We start from the raw sequence: 16,295 nt of genomic DNA, 5'->3' as shown, positions 1-16,295 counted from the left end.
GCCCTTCGCGCGTGACGAGAGAGAGCCCAGTGTTCGAGAAAGTCCTGGTGGCCAACCGCGGAGAGATCGCGATCCGCGCCTTCCGAGCAGCCTATGAACTCGGAGCCAGAACCGTAGCGATCTTTCCCTACGAGGACCGCAATTCCGTTCACCGACTGAAGGCCGACGAGTCGTACCAGATCGGCACGCCCGGGCATCCGGTCCGTGCTTACCTGTCGGTCGACGAGGTGGTCGCCGCAGCCGAGCGGTGCGGAGCGGACGCGATCTACCCGGGCTACGGGTTCCTGTCGGAAAACCAGGGTCTCGCCCAGGCCTGCGCTGATGCCGGCATCACCTTCGTCGGTCCGTCGGCGGCCGTGTTGGAGTTGACCGGCAACAAGGCCACCGCGGTCGCCGCGGCCAAAGCGGCGGGGTTGCCGGTGCTGGCGTCGTCGGAACCGTCTTCCGATGTCGACGCACTTCTGCGCGAGGCCGCCGACATGCAGTTCCCGGTGTTCGTCAAGGCGGTCGCCGGTGGTGGCGGCCGCGGTATGCGGCGGGTGGAGAAGATCGAGGATCTCGGGGATGCGATCGCGGCCGCGTCGCGCGAAGCGGATGCGGCCTTCGGTGACCCGACGGTGTTCCTCGAGCAGGCGGTGGTCAATCCACGCCACATCGAGGTGCAGATCCTCGCCGACACCCAGGGCAATGTGATCCACCTCTTCGAGCGGGACTGCTCGGTGCAGCGTCGCCATCAGAAGGTGATCGAGCTGGCTCCGGCGCCGAACCTGTCGCCGGAGCTGCGGGAGAAGATCTGTTCGGACGCCGTGGCCTTCGCGCGTCACATCGGCTACACGTGTGCGGGCACGGTCGAGTTCCTTCTGGACGAGCAGGGCCGGCATGTCTTCATCGAGATGAATCCGCGTATCCAGGTCGAGCACACGGTCACCGAGGAGATCACCGATGTGGACCTGGTCGGTTCGCAGCTGCGGATCGCGTCGGGCGAGTCACTCGACGACCTGGGCCTGAGTCAGGACACCCTGCAGATCCGTGGTGCGGCGATGCAGTGCCGCATCACCACTGAGGATCCCGCCAACGGATTCCGGCCCGACGTCGGGCGGATCACCGCCTATCGCAGCCCGGGTGGCGCCGGCGTACGACTGGACGGCGGCGCGGTGCTCGGCGCGGAGGTGACCGGCCATTTCGACTCGATGCTCGTCAAACTCACGTGTCGCGGTAGGGATTTCGCGACTGCGGCGCGTCGGGCGCGGCGCGCGGTGGCGGAGTTCCGCATTCGTGGTGTGGCGACCAACATCCCGTTCCTGCAGGCCGTGCTCGACGATACGGACTTCCGTGAGGGGCGGGTGACGACGTCGTTCATCGAGGACCGGCCGTGGCTGCTGACCTCGCGGTCGTCGGCGGACCGCGGCACCAAGATCCTGTCGTACCTGGCCGACGTCACCGTCAACAAGCCCCACGGTGAACGGCCCACCAAGGTCTACCCGCGCGACAAGCTGCCCGCGCTGGATCGTGCGACGTTGTCGTCGCCGCCGGACGGTTCGCGCCAGCGACTGTTGGAGCTCGGCCCGGAGGGGTTCGCGGCCGATCTGCGCGATTCCAAGCGGCTCGGCGTCACCGACACCACCTTCCGCGATGCGCATCAGTCGCTGCTCGCGACGCGGGTGCGGACCAGCGGACTGCTGACGGTCGCGCCGTACGTCGCGGCGATGACCCCGCAGTTGCTGTCGGTGGAGTGCTGGGGCGGCGCGACCTACGATGTGGCGCTGCGGTTCCTGAAAGAGGATCCGTGGGACCGGTTGGCGCAGCTGCGTGAGGCGATACCCAACATCTGTCTGCAGATGCTGCTGCGTGGCGCCAACACCGTCGGCTACACGCCGTATCCGACGAAGGTCACGACCGCGTTCGTCGCCGAGGCGACCGACGTGGGTATCGACATCTTCCGGATCTTCGACGCGCTCAACAACATCGATCAGATGCGTCCGGCGATCGACGCGGTCCGCGAGACCGGCAGCGCCGTCGCCGAGGTGGCGATGAGCTACACCGGCGATCTGGCCAACCCGGCCGAGGACCTCTACACCCTCGACTACTACCTGCGGCTGGCCGAGCAGATCGTCGAGGCCGGCGCTCATGTGCTGGCGATCAAGGACATGGCCGGGCTGTTGCGGGCCCCGGCCGCCACCACGCTGGTGTCCGCGCTGCGTAGCAATTTCGACCTGCCTGTGCACGTGCACACCCATGACACTCCGGGCGGGCAGCTGGCGACTTACCTGGCGGCGTGGGAGGCGGGTGCGTCGGCGGTCGACGGTGCCAGCGCCGCGCTGGCGGGCACCACCAGCCAGCCGGCGTTGTCGGCGATCGTGGCCGCCGCGGCCCATTCCGAGCGCGACACCGGCCTCGACCTGCAGGCCGTCTGCGACCTCGAGCCCTACTGGGAGGCGCTGCGCAAGGTGTACTCGCCGTTCGAATCGGGGCTACCCGCCCCGACCGGCCGTGTGTACACCCACGAGATCCCCGGCGGTCAGTTGTCGAACCTGCGTCAGCAGGCGATCGCCCTGGGGCTCGGCAACAGGTTCGAGGCGGTCGAGGAGGCCTACGCCTCTGCCGATCGCATGCTGGGCCGGTTGATCAAGGTGACCCCGTCGTCGAAGGTCGTCGGCGACCTCGCGCTCGCGCTGGTGGGGCGCGGGATCACGGCCGAGGAGTTCGCGTCCAATCCGTCGGGCTACGACATCCCCGACTCGGTGATCGGGTTCCTGCGCGGCGAACTCGGCGACCCGGCCGGCGGCTGGCCCGAACCGCTGCGCACCCTCGCCTTGGAGGGCCGCGCGCAGGCGCCGGCGATTGCCGAGGTGTCCGACGACGACTCCGCAGCTCTTGACACTCCCGGGCACAAGCGGCAGCAGACGCTCAACCGGTTGCTGTTCCCCGGTCCCACGCGGGAATTCGACGAGCATTTCGAGACCTACGGCGACACGTCGCGGCTGTCGGCCAACCAGTTCTTCTACGGCCTGCGCTACGGCGAGGAACACCGCGTTGAACTCGAACCCGGTGTCGACCTGCTCATCGGACTCGAAGCGATCAGTGAGCCGGACGAGAAGGGCATGCGCACCGTGATGTGCATCCTCAACGGCCAGTTGCGTCCGCTGCAGGTCCGTGACCGCTCGGTCGACTCGGCCGTCGAGGTGGCCGAACGCGCCGACCGCTCCAACCCCCACCACATCGGTGCCCCGTTCGCCGGTGTGGTCTCGCTGTCGGTCGACGTCGGCGACGAAGTCGCCGCCGGCGCCGCCATCGGCACCATCGAAGCGATGAAGATGGAGGCCACCATCACCGCCCCCATCGGCGGCAAGGTCGCCCGCGTCGCCGTCGGTCAGGTCACCCAGGTGGCGCCGGGTGATCTCCTCATCGAGATCGGCTGAGGCGCTGGCCCTTTCGCTGATCGAGTGGACCCAATCGGTGGTCGAGTAGCCGCGAACGGTGCCAAACCGGTGGTTGAGTAGCGGCGTGCGAGCTTGCGAGCCCGGTGCGTATCGAAACCTGGTGTGGGGGATCTCGATACGTCCTCGGCTAGCGCCTCGGTCTACTCGATCAGCGGAGGGTGGTCTCGGACTACTCGATCGGCGGGTGGGCGTCGTCGATGACGACGTCACAGCGGTGTCGTGTGGCCCCGATGAGTCGGGCGTTGGGTTCGTCGACGACATCGACCCAGGCCTGCGCCTCGCCGCGGGACTTGCCGGCGGCGATGTGGCGTTCGATGAGGCGCGAGCGACGCAGGTCGGTTGGAGTGTCGATGAAGTAGATGCGGTGCAACAGGTGCGGGAGCCCTCGCCACGGGTCATCGTCGAGCGCAAGGTAATTGCCCTCCACCACGACGACGCGGGCGGCGCGCCCGACGACGAGGCGGGCCGCCACCGGTTCGCCCATCGAATGGTCGAAGCCGGGGCAGTACACCGGACGGTCGTCGTCGGACGTGATCCGCTCGATGAGGCTGACGAACCCGTCGGCGTCGAAGGTGTCGGGAGCGCCTTTGCGATCGGAGCGCCCGAGGTCGTCGAGCACTTGGTTGGACAGATGGAAACCATCCATCGGGACGAGTGCGCCGGTGCCGACGCTATAGGCGTCGTCGACGAGATCCACCACCGATCGTGCGAGTGTGGTCTTGCCGGCACCCGGTGGTCCGACGATCCCGAGAAGCACGCGACGGTGCTCGGCCAGCAAAGCGGGGAGGTCGGCGACCACCGCAGCGGCCGCTGCATCGTCATGGCGTGGCACATCGTCGACGGTAGTCGTTACTCGACTCACGCGGGTCGGCCCGGTTCACGCGGGTAGCCGACAACCCGCGTGAACCGAGCCGACCCGCGCGCACCGAGAGGACCCGCGTGAAGCGCGCCGGGTCAGCTTGCCGGGCAGAAGTAGCTGACGTCGTCGTTGCCGATGAGGTCGGGGACCGTCCAGCCATCCAGGTCGTACTCGGCCAGGCATGCCTCCGCGAGACCCTTCATCTGATCGACCCCGCCGCGGTTCTGCGCGGCGAAGAGCAACTCCGCCTTCACGTTCTCGTGGTTGCCGGAGTAATTGCGTTCGTACAGCTCGTGTCGGCCACCGAACTCGGAGCCCACCGAATCCCACAGGGCCTTCATCACTTTCACCCGGTCGACAGCCGTGATGCCGTTGGAACCGCGGACGTACTTGTCGAGGTACGGTCGCACATCCGGACTCTTGAAGTCGGCGGCGCTCGACGGCAGGTAGATCAGGCCGGACGCCACGTCCTGCTCGATGATCTCCTTGACGCGCGGATATCCCTGCATCATGAACATCCGATACGTCAGGCCGTACTCCAGTTTCGGGATCACGGTGTCGCCGATCCACGGTTCCGGATTGCGGGCCATCGCATCGCTCAACGTCCAGAACAGATTTCGCCATCCGATGACCTCGCCGACGCGCGTCTGCACGCCGCGGAACCCGCCGGAACCGGTGCAGTCGAGTGCCTTCATCAACAGTCCGGCGATGAAGTCGAGCTTGACCGCGAGGCGAGTGCAGCCCTGGAAGGTGAAGCGCGGCAGGAATCCCGACTGCGGGAAGAAGGCGTTGATGCGATCCACGTCGCCGTACATGAAGACGTTCTCCCAGGGGACGAGGACCTTGTCGAAGACGAAGATCGTGTCGTTCTCGTCCATGCGGCTCGACAGCGGGTAGTCGTATGGGCTACCCATCACCGCGGCCTGCTGGGTGTAGGAGGTGCGGCAGATCAGTTTGATCCCCGGTGCGTCCATCGGGACGGTGCAGATGAGCGCGAACTCCTTCTTGCGGATGGGGAGTCCGTAGTGGGCGATGAAGTTGTAGTTGGTGATGGCCGAGCCGGTCGCCACCACCTTGGCGCCCGAGACGATCAGCCCGGCGTCGGTCTCCTTCTCCACCTTCATGAACACGTCGCCGACCTCATCCGGCGGGAGTTGGCGATCCACGGGCGGATTGATGATCGCGTGATTCCAGTACAGGACCTTCTCCTGGGATTCCCGGTACCAGCGTTCGGCATTGGCCTCGAACGGCGCGTAGAGGTCCTTGTTGGCGTGCAGGGTGCCCAGGAAGCTGGCTTTGTAGTCGGGTGAGCGACCCATCCACCCGTAGGTCATGCGCGCCCATTCGGCGATCGCGTCGCGCTCCTTGACGAGGTCATCCGAACTCGTCGGCGCCTTGAAGAACGGCATCGTCACCCCACCGTTCCCGGTGTCGGTCGGGGCGGTCACCGTATCCTTATGCGGCCCTTCGTGCATCGAGTCGTACAGGCGTGCGGTCATCCGCACGGGGTTGCGGAAGGCGGGGTGGGTGGTGACGTCTTTGACTCGCTCGCCATGCAGCCAGATCTCGCGTCCGTCGCGGAGGGATTCGATGTACTCGTCGCCGGTCATCGGACGCGACGCGAAGTTGCGGGTCTGATTCGCCGGTGACTCGGCAGCCGGGTTCGTCTGTGGGGCATCGGTCTCGGGTCGCTCGATGGTGGTCATGATTGATACCTCTTTCTGATCGATTGATCGACAGTGCTGATAAATGACGGCGGTGATGAAGGGGCGACCATGATGAACAGCTCGGGTGAAAGGTCAAGCGAGCTGGTCGGTTCGCGTGAGGTGGAACGGTGTGAAGGTCGTGGCCGAGTCGAACCAGCCGGAGTGCGGGTCGTCGGCGCACAGCGTCCACAACGAGTTGACCGATGGTTCGCCGAGATCGTGAAAAGTGCTGCGGTAGTACAGCAGCGGAGATCTTCCGCTGGCCTGCGCGTCGACGATCTCGCCGATGAAGATGACGTGGTCGCCTCCGTCGTAGCTGCGCCACGGTTCACAACTGAGGGTCGCCGCGGCACCGCAGAGGACGGGTGCGGTGGGACCGTCCGCCCAGCGCGGTCCGGGCGTAGCCGGGCGGCCTGCGAAGTGCATCGCGATGTCGAGTTGATCGGCCGCCATGATGTTCACCGCGAACGGCTGGTCGTGTAAAAAGCCGCAGGCCTTGGACTTTCGCGTCAACGTGACCTGGCAGAGCCGGGGCTCCAGAGAGACGGCGGTGAACGCGGTGACGGTTGCGCCGTGCGGTTCCCCGTCCGCATTCCTGCAGGTGATCACGGTGACGCCGCTGGCGAACTGGCCGAACACGTTCTGCAAGGCCTTGCGTTCCATGGTGGGCCTCCTTCCACATCGGGCAGAATGTGATGTAGAACATAGGTCGGCCGCGGCGGTGTGACGATCCGCTGAACGCGACGGTGAGCCGGATAGCGTGGCGAACCGCCGAACGCGCGGAGAACCGGCGGCCGTGAGGAGTGAGAATGAGCCGACTCGAGCAGATGCGCATACCCGGCGACCCCGACTGGGACGCCGCGTCGGCCGCGGTGTCCGATGCGTACTTCCCGCACCAGCTCAATCCCCGGGAGTCGCGGAGTTCGGCGTCGCAGGCCGATGTGTCGTTGACCGTGATTGGGCCGTTGCGGATCGCCCGCATCGGGTGGGGAGCGGAGGTCGCGATCCATACGGACCATCCAGGTGCCTACGGCATCAACGTCCCGCTCGGCGGAGTGCTGGAGACGCAGGTCGGGGGCCATTCCGTGGTGTCGACGAGCGGGTTGGCGACCATCAATCCGCCCGACACCCCCGCCGACATCACCCGCTGGTCGAGCACGTGCTCGATTGTCGGCGTGAAGATCGACAGGGACTTCCTCCGTCACGAGATGGATCGGGTCGGCGGTGGACCCGACGTGACGATCCCCGATCAGCTGGATCTGCGAGCGCCGGCCGGCGAGAGCTGGTTCCGGTTGGTTCGTTCGATCGCCGCGCAGCCGGCCGACGACCCCTTGTTGGCGAACCCTTTGGTCGCGGAACAGCTGGCCGCGTCGCTCACTGATGCGTTTCTGCTCGCGGCCCTTCCCGATGATCCCGTCGATCACCATCTTCCGCGCCCCCGTATCGTGACCCGGGTTCTCGACGCCCTGCGGGCCGACCCGGCCCGGCCGTGGACCGCGGCCGACATGGCCGACGTCGCCGGGGTGAGTGTCCGGCGACTGCAGGAAGGTTTCCGTGAGTACGTGGGCCGTACGCCACGCGACTGCCTCACCGAGATACGCCTCGCCGCAGTGCACGACGAGCTGCGCGCCGGTGCGACGTCGGTGACCGACGTGGCCATGAAGTGGGGCTTCACCCACACCGGGCGCTTCGCTGCGGCGTTCCGCCGGAAGTACGGCGTGCCGCCGTCCGCGTTGTTGCGGGAGCTGTAGGTGCGGCCGGAACTTTCCGCCTAGGTGAGCGAGGCCTGCATCCCCACCATCCGCGCACTCGCCGACCACAGGGCCTCGGCCACGTCGTCGCGACGAGCGAGCTCGGAGGGCTCGATCCAGGTGATCTGGCCGCGACGAAGCGCGGCGTACCGGTGGTGTCCATCGGGCGGCGATGTGCTCCCGAGGGCGAGTCGAGCGAGAGCGGCGCCTGCCTGGGCGCGCGAGTTGAGCGTCGGCGACAAGCGCCGTAGCGGGGCGCCCACCGGTGTGCCCAACACCGACCACGCGGTGCGCCGCAGTCGTCCCAGGTCGCGGGCCAGTCCGGTCCCGAATACCTGACCGGGGTCGAAGGCGATTGCCGAGATGGATCGGGATACGCTGTCCGGCAATGCGTTCAATGCGCGAACGGTGAGCACTGTGCACAACTTGGAGGCGGTGTAGGCATGTTGACCCGCCTGGGCGGGGATCGTGTGCCGGTTCGGGTCACGCTCGGGATGTGCCAGAAGTTCGGCGTCGGCGTGGCGGGGAACCGCCAGGCCCGCACCGGTCGCGGGATCGTGGGTGCCGCTGGTGGTGAACACCATCCGGCCGCCCTCGGCGAGGTGCGGCAGGAGGAGCCGCGCGATCAGGTAGGGCGCCAGATGATTGGCGCAGAAGGTGGTCTCGATCCCGGCAGCGGTGCGAGAAGTGTCGTCGGCCAGGATGATTCCGGCGTTGAGGACCAGGGCGTCGATCCCATGCGGGTCGATTCTGCGCACGACCGCGGCGGCGAAACGACGCACCGAGTCGAGGTCGGTCACGTCGAGTTCGAGGACATCCTCGCTCGGGTCTGGAGGGGTTGATCTGCTGCCGATGATGAGTTGCCGGTCGTCGCGTTCGGTCATGGCACGTGCGGCCTGGGCGCCGAAACCCGACGTGGCGCCGGTCATCACGATCGTGTGCATCAGACACCTCGATTCACGACTATCCGTGGGTCAAGTATGCACCTACAGTGATCATCACACAATAGGACGATCAACTCTATTGACTGTAATGGTGCGAGCGTATTGCATGGGTGCATGCACGCCTTCGATCGATCAGTCCGCCCGCTCCGGCAGCGGCCGAGCTTCGTCCTGTCGCAGTTGGGTTTTCATTCCGACCGCACTTTCGACGAGCTGCTCGTACCGGTGGGCGTCACCCGCCGCCAATTCGGCATGCTGCGCGTCCTCGCCGACGCCGATGGCCGTACCCAACAGGAACTCTCGTCGGTCCTGCGCGTCCATCGCAACGTGATGGTCGGCCTCGTCGACGAACTCGAGACGGCCGGCCTCGTCGAACGACGGCGCAACCCAGCCGATCGTCGAGCCCACGCGGTGCACCTCACCGATCGTGGCCGCGCGCTGCTCCCGATGGGCGAGGCCGCGCTGGATGCCTGTGACGACCGATTGTTGGGCGCCCTGTCCGCAGCCGACCGCGAGACACTCTGCGGGTTGCTCGCGCGGGTGGCCGATGAGGCGCACCTGTTGCCGAGCGTGCATCCCGGCTACGAACATGCCGGCGACGAACTTGCCGCCGAGGACGCCGGCGGAGGCGGTCAGCTCCCGCGGTAGGTCGAGTACGCGAACGGGCTGAGAAGTACCGGAACATGGTAGTGCCGGTCGGGGTCGGCGACCTCGAAACAGATGTCGATCTCCGGGTAGAACGCCGTGATCGAGTGATCGGCGAACCAACTGCCGGTGTCGAAGACGAGGTGGTGGATCCCGGCCACCAGCGGCTCGCCGTTCACCTCAGGGATCCGGCCATCCGCGTTGGTGACGCCCGACGCGAGTTCGGTTCCGGCGGCATCCTGCAGGACCACGGACATGCCGACCGCGGGCGCACCCGTCACCGCATCGAGCACGTGCGTCGACAAACCGGTCATGCGGAGACCTCCTGGGTCGCTGGTGCTTTGGAGCCGTCGGCACCGAGCAGCCGCTCGAGCCGGAGCCGGTTGATCTTTGCCAGTTCGGATCGCATGACGCGCCGTTCGGTCTCGGGGTCGTTGTCCAACCGGTCGGTGAGGATGGCGAGCAGTTCGTCGGCCGACTTGCCGCTCGCGCAGACCAGGTAGACGTACCCGAACTTCTCCTCGTAGGCCCGATTGCCGTCGGCGAGCGCATCGAGAACCGATGCCTGCGCTCCGGCGACCCCCGCCTGCTCCCGCTCCGACGACGCGTTGTCGACCTTCCCGCCGATCCGAGGATGTCCGTCGAGGGCTGCGTCGATCTCTGCCTCCGGCAGTTCCGCGAGTACCCGGTCGGCCCTGTCCAACAACGACTCCCGGCTCTCGAACGGCTTGCCCACCAGAACGCGGCGGGCCCAGATCGATGACGAGCAGCACTCGAACAAGGCGTGCATCGCCTGCCGATCGGTCAGCCGTTCGAACCCGTCGAGGCCGATGCCTTCATTACGCAAATCTCATATCCCATCACGAGTGGGCGGTCGCCGGCCGGATGTCGGTCCTGCCTGCGACCACCGTAGTTCTGAACCGATCCGCCCGCGAATCACCGACGGTGATCCGCGGGCGCTGTGCTCACGGTGTCGAGGAGTTCACCAACGACGTGGTGATCGGGTTGGCGTCGGCCACCAGGTCGCTGAATCGGTAGTTGGTGATCTTCGCGATCTCGACCATCGCGAAGGAGCGTTCGGCGTCCTGCGGGTTCTCCATCCGCGACCAGCCGGCGGCGAGGACCCGATCGAACCGATCGGCCTCGCGCGCACAGATGACCAGCGGGAATCCGAAGTGGTCCCGGTAGGACGCCGCGAGGTTGACCACGCCGGCGTGCTCGGCCTCGTCGAGGTGGGCGAGCGACTCGTGGTCGCTCGCGGTCAGCGCGCCGGTCTCGTCCTCAGCGCCGAGTGTCGGGAACGACCGGATCAGTTCGAGTTGTTCGTCCTCGGTGCCGGCCAGCAACGACTCTTGGAAGGCGCTGCGCAGGTCGTGGGCATCGGCGAACGGTCGCGCGTCGTAGGCGCGGTTGACGACCCAATCGACGTTGTTGACCAGGCCGCCGAACGCGTCGGCGAACTCGTCGCGCGACATCGCGTTCACGTCCTGTAGGTGAATCCGGCCGCCACCGGCGATGGCCTGTCCGCGTCCGCCGACGTGAAAGAACAGGATGTTGAGCAGTATCGCGGTGATGGCGCCCATCGTGATGCCGGCCCCGAAGGGGATCTGCAGCAGGCCGGGAACCGCGTCGGCGATGCCCGGCGCGGAGACGGAGACCTCGCCGGTGGCCACCACGTCGCCCGCGGCGTTGGTGACCGTAGCGCCCGAATAGGTGCTGGTCCCGCCCTGCGAGTGCTCGACGTAGAGCCCGAGTGCCAGCGACGTGGACACGATGATCAGGTTGCGGTGGTCGGTGAAGTCGACCTTCGACAGCGTTTGGATGCCGACCACGGCCACCGTGGCGAACAGGGTCATCGCGGCACCACCGAGAACCGGCGCAGGGATGGCCTCGACGACGCGGGCGGCCTTCGGGAACAGACCGAGCAGGATCATGATCCCACCAGCCGCGGCGACCACCCAGCGGCTCCGCACACCGGTCAGGCGCACCAGGCCGACGTTCTCGGAGAATGCGGTGTACGGGAACGAGTTGAACGAGCCGCCGACCATGGTCGCCAATCCGTCGGCCCGGACGGTTGCGGCGATGTCGTCCTGCTTGATGCGTTTCCCGACGATCTCACCGACGGCGAACACGCTGCCCGTCGACTCGACGGCGATGATCAGCATGACGATGATCATCGAGATGATCGCGATGGCGCTGAACTGCGGCCAGCCGAATGCGAACGGCGGGACGAAGCCGACCCAGCCCGCGTCGCCGACGTCGTCGAACCCGGTGTCGCCCAACGCCCACGCGACACCCGTGCCGATCACCAGGCCCAGCAGCACGGCGATGGTGCCCAGGAACCCGCGCAGGAACCGTTGCAGCAGAACGATCACCGCGATGGTGCCCAGCGCATACATCAGCCACCGGGGATTGTCCGGTTCGTGAACGTGGGTGTGTGGATTGGTGACCGCGTCGCCGATGCCGACGGGCAGCAGCGCGATACCGATGATGGTGATGAGGGTGCCCGTGACGACGGGTGGGAAGAACCGGATCAGCTTCGAGAAGTACGGCGCGATCAGGAATGTCACCGCGCCGGCGACGATGACCGCGCCGAACACCACGAGCAGACCTTCCCGGCCACCGCCGTTCGAGTTGGCGATCTGGATGATCGGCGCGAGGCCGGCGAAGGTGATGCCTTGCAACAGGGGCAGGCGGACACCGATCTTCCAGATGCCGACCGCCTGCATGATCGAAGCGATTCCGCAGGTGAACAGGTCGACCATGATCAGCATGGTCAGCGCCTCGCCGTCGAGGCCGATGGCACGGGCGATCAGGATGGGCACCAGGACGGCGCCGGCGTAGAAGGCGACGACGTGCTGGAACCCGAGTACGGCGAGCTTTCCGGCAGGCGGAACCTCGTCGACGGGGTGGCGGCGTCGCTGAGCACGGGATGGGGGAGCGGATGACGACATGGGGCGGGGACCTCGGTGTGGGAGCAGGTGGTCAGAAGGAGATGAGCGCGACACTGCGCCGACCTGCTCAAATATCTCCCAGTCGGCCGGTACCTGCCACCGCGGGCGCGACAAAGTTCGACGGGGTCGGCACAGCGGGCTTTGTGTGATCCTCCAGATGGCGGCCCAGGCGCAACGGTGTCGAAACATCCGCGCCGTACCGTGCGGGCACCACACCTCTCGGAGGAATCCACATGCGGCTGGGTGACCTGCTGGACGACCCCGACCTCGGTCTGCGCCTGCATCATGACCCGGGGTCGGCCCGTGACATCGAGATCGACCGGGTGTTCACCACCGACCTCCCCGATCCCAGTCGCTACTTGTTCGGTGGCGAACTCGTGCTGTCCGGGCTCATCTTCCATTCAGGGGCGGCGGAGGAGTCCGATGTCTTCGTCGACGCCCTGGTGCGCAGTTCGGTGGTGGCATTCGGCGTGGGCGAGGAGCGTTTCGGCCATGTGCCGCACCACATCGTCGACGCATGCCGACGGCGTGGCATGCCGGTTTTCGGGGTGCCCGAGGCCGTGTCGTTCAGCCGCGTCACCGACCACGTGGTCGCCCGATACGCCGCCGACCGCACCGCGGAACTCACGTCGAGCCTCTCGCGGCAGCGCCGGTTGCTCGACTCCGTGGCGTCGGGTCATGCGCTGGACGGGATGGCGGCCGAGTTGGTCGCCACCACGGGGGTCGCCTGCTGGGTGATCACCGTGACCGGACGGCAGGTGGTGGCTGTCGCCGGCGGAGGTCGGACGCTGTCGCCCGAAGTGATCGACGAGATCACCGCCAAGGCGCTGTGCACCAATGTCTTTCCGGTTGCGGTCGGTGAGATGACGCTGATGAGGATCGGATTCGCACCGTCGCGTCGCGCGGGTGGCTGGTTGCTGGTGGTGGGACGTCATCTCACCGAGCTGGGGCCCCAGGTGCTCGCGGCCTTCGAGGAGTTCGCGGCGATCTGCGCGCTGGTCCGGGCGCGGGAACGCGAGGCCTCGCGTGCGGGTGACCAGATCGGCGACCGCCTCGCCGAATACGTGGCCGGCGAGGCGAGTTCGGGACAAATCGACGACGCGCTCGACGACGCCGGCCTCGGGTCGGCGTCGACCTGGATCGTGGTGTCGGCCGACCTGGGTGATCGACCGGATCACTATCCGATGGTCCGTGCAGCCCTGCGTGATTCGCTCCTTGAACTGGGTCGTGGCACGGTCGGACAGCCGCGGGGGTCGGAGTTGATCGCCGTGGTCGACGGCGCCATCGGTGTCACCGCGCTGGAGTCGACGTTACGTGCGCACCTGGGTCGATTGACCCCGATCCTGCGCGGCACGCTCGACGTGGGGATCAGCGACCCGGTGGGCCGACCGCGCCTGTCCGGTGCGCTCGCCCTCGCCCGGCGGGCTCGATCGCTGCCCTCTGCCGGCGTGGGTGCCGACCACATCGATCGGCGTGTGCGGGTGAGCGGTAGCGGCCCCCTCGCATCCGGGGCCGCGATCCTGGCGATGCTGCCGGACGCTGTTCGACGCACCTTCGTCGGCCTCGTGCTGGGACCGCTGTCCGACGGCGACGATCGTTCTGCCGCAGACCTGCTGCGGACGCTGACGGTCTTCCTGGACGAGGATTGTTCGTGGAATCGGACGGCCGCGCGGATGCATCTGCACGTCAACACGGTTCGCTATCGGGTGTCGCGCATCGAGGCGCTCACCGGTCGCGACCTGTCGACCACGGCGGACCGGTCCGACCTCTTCTTGGCGATCGCATGCCTGCCGGGCCGTTCGGCTGTCCGGCCGCAGGACCCGCGGTAGGTTGTCGACGATGATCATGGGCGCGGTGTTGGCTGCTGGGGCGGGAACACGCTACGGCGGGCCGAAGATCGCGGCCGAGCGGGGGGAGTGGTTGCGTCGAGCGGTCGCGGCCCTGGCCGACGGAGGCTGCGACGAGGTGTTGGTGGCGATGGGCGCGGCGGTCGTGGAACCGTCGCCGAGAGCGACGACGCTCGTGGTGGCGGACTGGGCCGACGGGATGGGCGCTACTGTCCGGGCCGTCGTGGCCGAAGGCGAGCGACGTGGCGCCGATGCCGTGGTCATGGGCGTCGTCGACACACCTGACGTCGGGGCGGACGTCGTGCGCCGCGTGCTGGCCGTGGCCGACGGGTCACGAACGGCGCTCGTGCGCGCCACCTACGGGTCGCGGCCGGGACATCCGGTGTACCTGGGAGCCGAGCATCTGCCTGGCGTCCGAGCGGTGGTCTCCGGTGACATCGGTGCCCGCCCGTACCTCGACAGCCACCGCGACGTGCTCATCGACGTCGAATGCGGTGACCTGGCGACGGGGCTGGATCACGACGAGCGGTCGTGAGCGCTTCTTGCCGATCTGGTCCCTGAGCATCCTATGGCGCTGGGGGTCAAGAGGTCCGTGATGGTGGTGGTGGCGTGGGGGTATGGCCGCGGGGCGATGGTTGGTGGTGCTCGCGGCTTGGGGTGTGGCTTGGGGTTGTGGGGTTCCGGGCCGGGGTCTGCCCTGACGCGTGCTCTACCTAGCGTGCAAACGGGTTGGTGCCCAACATCCTTCATCCGAGCTTTGGTCGCGTGAGGGTGGGACTGCTCAGGCTCAGGGTCGGGTTTGGTGCCCGAGGAGATTGCGAGCTTGTCCCGGTCGGAGGGGGTTTTGGGGTCAGGCGGCGGTCCTTTCGGTGGTGCTCGGCGCGGGGCCGGCCAAGGCGGGGTTCCAGGTGGTGTTGGTGGTGATCATCGTGTGGAGCTGTCGCAGCAGGGCTGCGGCGATCGCGATACGGGCCTGATTGTCGGTCAGTGGGTTGTCGGCGCGGGTGGTCAGGTGGCGGTAGCGGTGGGCGTAGACCTCGTTGTGTGCGAGTGCGCCGAATACCGCACGCCAGGCGGCCAGCCGCAGGCGAGGTCGGCCGCGGCCGCTGATGCGGGTGGTGCCGGTGTAGTTGCCCGAGGAGTTCTCCCGCGGGCACAGCCCGGCGTGTTTGACCACCGCGCGGGCGGAGGTGAAACGGGTTGGGTCGCCGGTTTCGGCGAGGATCGCGGCCACCGATACTGCGGTGATGCCGGGGATCGAGTCGGCCAGCGTGGCCAGGTGCAGCTCGGTGAGAACCTCGAGCATCCGGGCGGCGACGTCGTCGCACTCGGCGGCGGCGCGCTGGTAGTCGCCCAACGCGTAGCGGGCGCGTTCGAGGGTGCCGGGGCGGGCGTCGGCGGCGGCCGGTTCGGCGGCCGCGGCGGCGATCAGCGCGGTCAGGATGCCGGTATGGATACGTTGACCACCCCACTTGGGCAGTTCACGGCTGATCGCCGCGGTCAACGCGCGTCGCCCGCGTGCGGTCGCGGCTTTGGCCGCCAGAACCGCGGGATCGCAGTCGCTGACCGCCATCACCGCCAGCCACGTCATCGAATCCAACGGTTTACGCGCGCAGTCCAGGGCGGCCGGCCATGCCGCGTCCAGCAGGTCACGCACCTGCTGGCGGGCCGCGCCGCGGCGGGTCAACTGTTGGGCGCGACGCACCCCCAGATGACGCAGCCGCGCCCACGCCGGATGCTGGCGTTCGGGCAGATAGACGTGCAATTGGGTGGTCAACCGGGCAATCAGCATGGCGTCTTTGTCGTCGGACTTGTCACGGGTGAAGTCCTCGGCCTCGCGGGCACGGGCCACCAGCATCGGCTGCACACACACCGCATCCACGCCGGCCTCGGCCGCCAGATCGCAGACGCTCTTCCATCGGTGACCGGTGGGTTCACATGCCACCACGATCCCGGTGAAGCCCGCCGCCAGCGCCTGCTCACGCGCCCAGTCCAGCATCGGCCCCAGCTTCGCCGGCGTGACCTGCACCGTTCGACGCGCCAGCACCCGCGAGTCATGATCGGTCACCGCCACCACCTGCTTGCGGCTGGCCAGATCGATCGCGACCACCGCGTACTCGCGACGCACAATCTGACGTAACTGGTCCAACCG

13 protein-coding genes are annotated in these 16,295 nt (G+C 67.5%); 5 read left to right on the top strand and 8 right to left on the bottom strand.

Annotated features, from left to right (window positions below; genetic code table 11):
* Positions 1 to 29: 29 nt before the first annotated feature.
* Positions 30 to 3,419, top strand: coding sequence for a pyruvate carboxylase (locus VZC37_RS00560; protein WP_330430473.1), 3,390 nt, complete (start codon positions 30 to 32; stop codon positions 3,417 to 3,419).
* A gap of 190 nt (positions 3,420 to 3,609) precedes the next feature.
* Here VZC37_RS00560 and VZC37_RS00555 read toward each other — a convergent pair whose 3' ends face one another.
* The 3 genes from VZC37_RS00555 to VZC37_RS00545 form a co-directional block, all read right to left on the bottom strand.
* Entirely contained in the window at positions 3,610 to 4,272 is a 663-nt protein-coding gene (locus VZC37_RS00555; protein ID WP_330430472.1) for a nucleoside/nucleotide kinase family protein, read from the bottom strand.
* Between the two features lie 122 nt (positions 4,273 to 4,394).
* Positions 4,395 to 6,005: a 4-hydroxyphenylacetate 3-hydroxylase family protein gene (locus tag VZC37_RS00550; RefSeq protein ID WP_330430471.1), complete on the bottom strand. Its 1,611-nt coding sequence runs from the start codon at positions 6,003 to 6,005 to the stop codon at positions 4,395 to 4,397.
* Between the two features lie 93 nt (positions 6,006 to 6,098).
* Positions 6,099 to 6,668 carry a flavin reductase family protein gene (locus VZC37_RS00545; RefSeq protein ID WP_330430470.1) on the bottom strand — a complete coding sequence of 190 codons (570 nt, stop codon included), beginning with the start codon at positions 6,666 to 6,668 and terminating at the stop codon, positions 6,099 to 6,101.
* A 146-nt stretch (positions 6,669 to 6,814) separates the two neighbouring features.
* On the opposite strand from VZC37_RS00545, the gene VZC37_RS00540 reads away from it, so the two are divergent.
* Complete coding sequence (locus tag VZC37_RS00540; RefSeq protein WP_330430469.1) at positions 6,815 to 7,756, top strand: AraC family transcriptional regulator; 942 nt, start codon at positions 6,815 to 6,817, stop codon at positions 7,754 to 7,756.
* A 20-nt stretch (positions 7,757 to 7,776) separates the two neighbouring features.
* Here the strand turns inward: VZC37_RS00540 and VZC37_RS00535 are convergent, their stop codons facing one another.
* Positions 7,777 to 8,700, bottom strand: a complete 924-nt coding sequence (locus tag VZC37_RS00535) for an SDR family NAD(P)-dependent oxidoreductase (protein WP_330430468.1) — start codon at positions 8,698 to 8,700, stop codon at positions 7,777 to 7,779.
* Positions 8,701 to 8,814: 114 nt separating this feature from the next.
* Between VZC37_RS00535 and VZC37_RS00530 the strand changes: the two genes are divergently transcribed.
* Complete coding sequence (locus tag VZC37_RS00530; protein WP_330430467.1) at positions 8,815 to 9,345, top strand: MarR family winged helix-turn-helix transcriptional regulator; 531 nt, start codon at positions 8,815 to 8,817, stop codon at positions 9,343 to 9,345.
* Here the strand turns inward: VZC37_RS00530 and uraH are convergent.
* The 3 genes from uraH to VZC37_RS00515 all read right to left on the bottom strand — a co-directional run bounded on the left by uraH (position 9,330) and on the right by VZC37_RS00515 (position 12,296).
* The gene (uraH, locus tag VZC37_RS00525; RefSeq protein ID WP_330430466.1) at positions 9,330 to 9,656 is read right to left on the bottom strand and encodes a hydroxyisourate hydrolase; all 327 of its coding nucleotides are present in this window, start codon (positions 9,654 to 9,656) and stop codon (positions 9,330 to 9,332) included. The two genes, VZC37_RS00530 and uraH, sit on opposite strands and share 16 nt — an antisense overlap.
* Entirely contained in the window at positions 9,653 to 10,189 is a 537-nt protein-coding gene (uraD, locus tag VZC37_RS00520) for a 2-oxo-4-hydroxy-4-carboxy-5-ureidoimidazoline decarboxylase (RefSeq protein ID WP_330430465.1), read from the bottom strand. The genes uraH and uraD overlap by 4 nt, the downstream gene beginning before the upstream one ends.
* A gap of 118 nt (positions 10,190 to 10,307) precedes the next feature.
* Positions 10,308 to 12,296, bottom strand: coding sequence for a solute carrier family 23 protein (locus tag VZC37_RS00515; RefSeq protein WP_330430464.1), 1,989 nt, complete (start codon positions 12,294 to 12,296; stop codon positions 10,308 to 10,310).
* A gap of 233 nt (positions 12,297 to 12,529) precedes the next feature.
* Between VZC37_RS00515 and VZC37_RS00510 the strand changes: the two genes are divergently transcribed.
* Entirely contained in the window at positions 12,530 to 14,125 is a 1,596-nt protein-coding gene (locus tag VZC37_RS00510) for a helix-turn-helix domain-containing protein (RefSeq protein WP_330430463.1), read from the top strand.
* A 10-nt stretch (positions 14,126 to 14,135) separates the two neighbouring features.
* Positions 14,136 to 14,678, top strand: coding sequence for a nucleotidyltransferase family protein (locus VZC37_RS00505; protein ID WP_330430462.1), 543 nt, complete (start codon positions 14,136 to 14,138; stop codon positions 14,676 to 14,678).
* 315 nt (positions 14,679 to 14,993) lie between these two features.
* Here VZC37_RS00505 and VZC37_RS00500 read toward each other — a convergent pair whose 3' ends face one another.
* The gene (locus VZC37_RS00500; RefSeq protein WP_330430461.1) at positions 14,994 to 16,271 is read right to left on the bottom strand and encodes an IS110 family RNA-guided transposase; all 1,278 of its coding nucleotides are present in this window, start codon (positions 16,269 to 16,271) and stop codon (positions 14,994 to 14,996) included.
* Between the last annotated feature and the right edge of the window lie 24 nt (positions 16,272 to 16,295).

This window comes from Gordonia sesuvii, from assembly GCF_036350415.1.
Lineage (GTDB): Bacteria > Actinomycetota > Actinomycetes > Mycobacteriales > Mycobacteriaceae > Gordonia > Gordonia sesuvii.
The sequence above is the reverse complement of the archived record's forward strand: the minus strand, read 5'-3'. Positions and strand labels throughout refer to the sequence as shown.

What these genes read in the sequence shown, in the direction of transcription:
- VZC37_RS00535 (WP_330430468.1), bottom strand. Translation starts at nt 8,700, where the DNA reads ATGCACACGATCGTGATGACCGGCGCCACGTCGGGTTTCGGCGCCCAG.
- VZC37_RS00515 (WP_330430464.1), bottom strand. Translation starts at nt 12,296, where the DNA reads ATGTCGTCATCCGCTCCCCCATCCCGTGCTCAGCGACGCCGCCACCCC.
- VZC37_RS00550 (WP_330430471.1), bottom strand. Translation starts at nt 6,005, where the DNA reads ATGACCACCATCGAGCGACCCGAGACCGATGCCCCACAGACGAACCCG.
- VZC37_RS00510 (WP_330430463.1), top strand. Translation starts at nt 12,530, where the DNA reads ATGCGGCTGGGTGACCTGCTGGACGACCCCGACCTCGGTCTGCGCCTG.
- VZC37_RS00530 (WP_330430467.1), top strand. Translation starts at nt 8,815, where the DNA reads ATGCACGCCTTCGATCGATCAGTCCGCCCGCTCCGGCAGCGGCCGAGC.
- VZC37_RS00505 (WP_330430462.1), top strand. Translation starts at nt 14,136, where the DNA reads ATGATCATGGGCGCGGTGTTGGCTGCTGGGGCGGGAACACGCTACGGC.
- VZC37_RS00545 (WP_330430470.1), bottom strand. Translation starts at nt 6,668, where the DNA reads ATGGAACGCAAGGCCTTGCAGAACGTGTTCGGCCAGTTCGCCAGCGGC.
- VZC37_RS00540 (WP_330430469.1), top strand. Translation starts at nt 6,815, where the DNA reads ATGAGCCGACTCGAGCAGATGCGCATACCCGGCGACCCCGACTGGGAC.
- uraH (WP_330430466.1), bottom strand. Translation starts at nt 9,656, where the DNA reads ATGACCGGTTTGTCGACGCACGTGCTCGATGCGGTGACGGGTGCGCCC.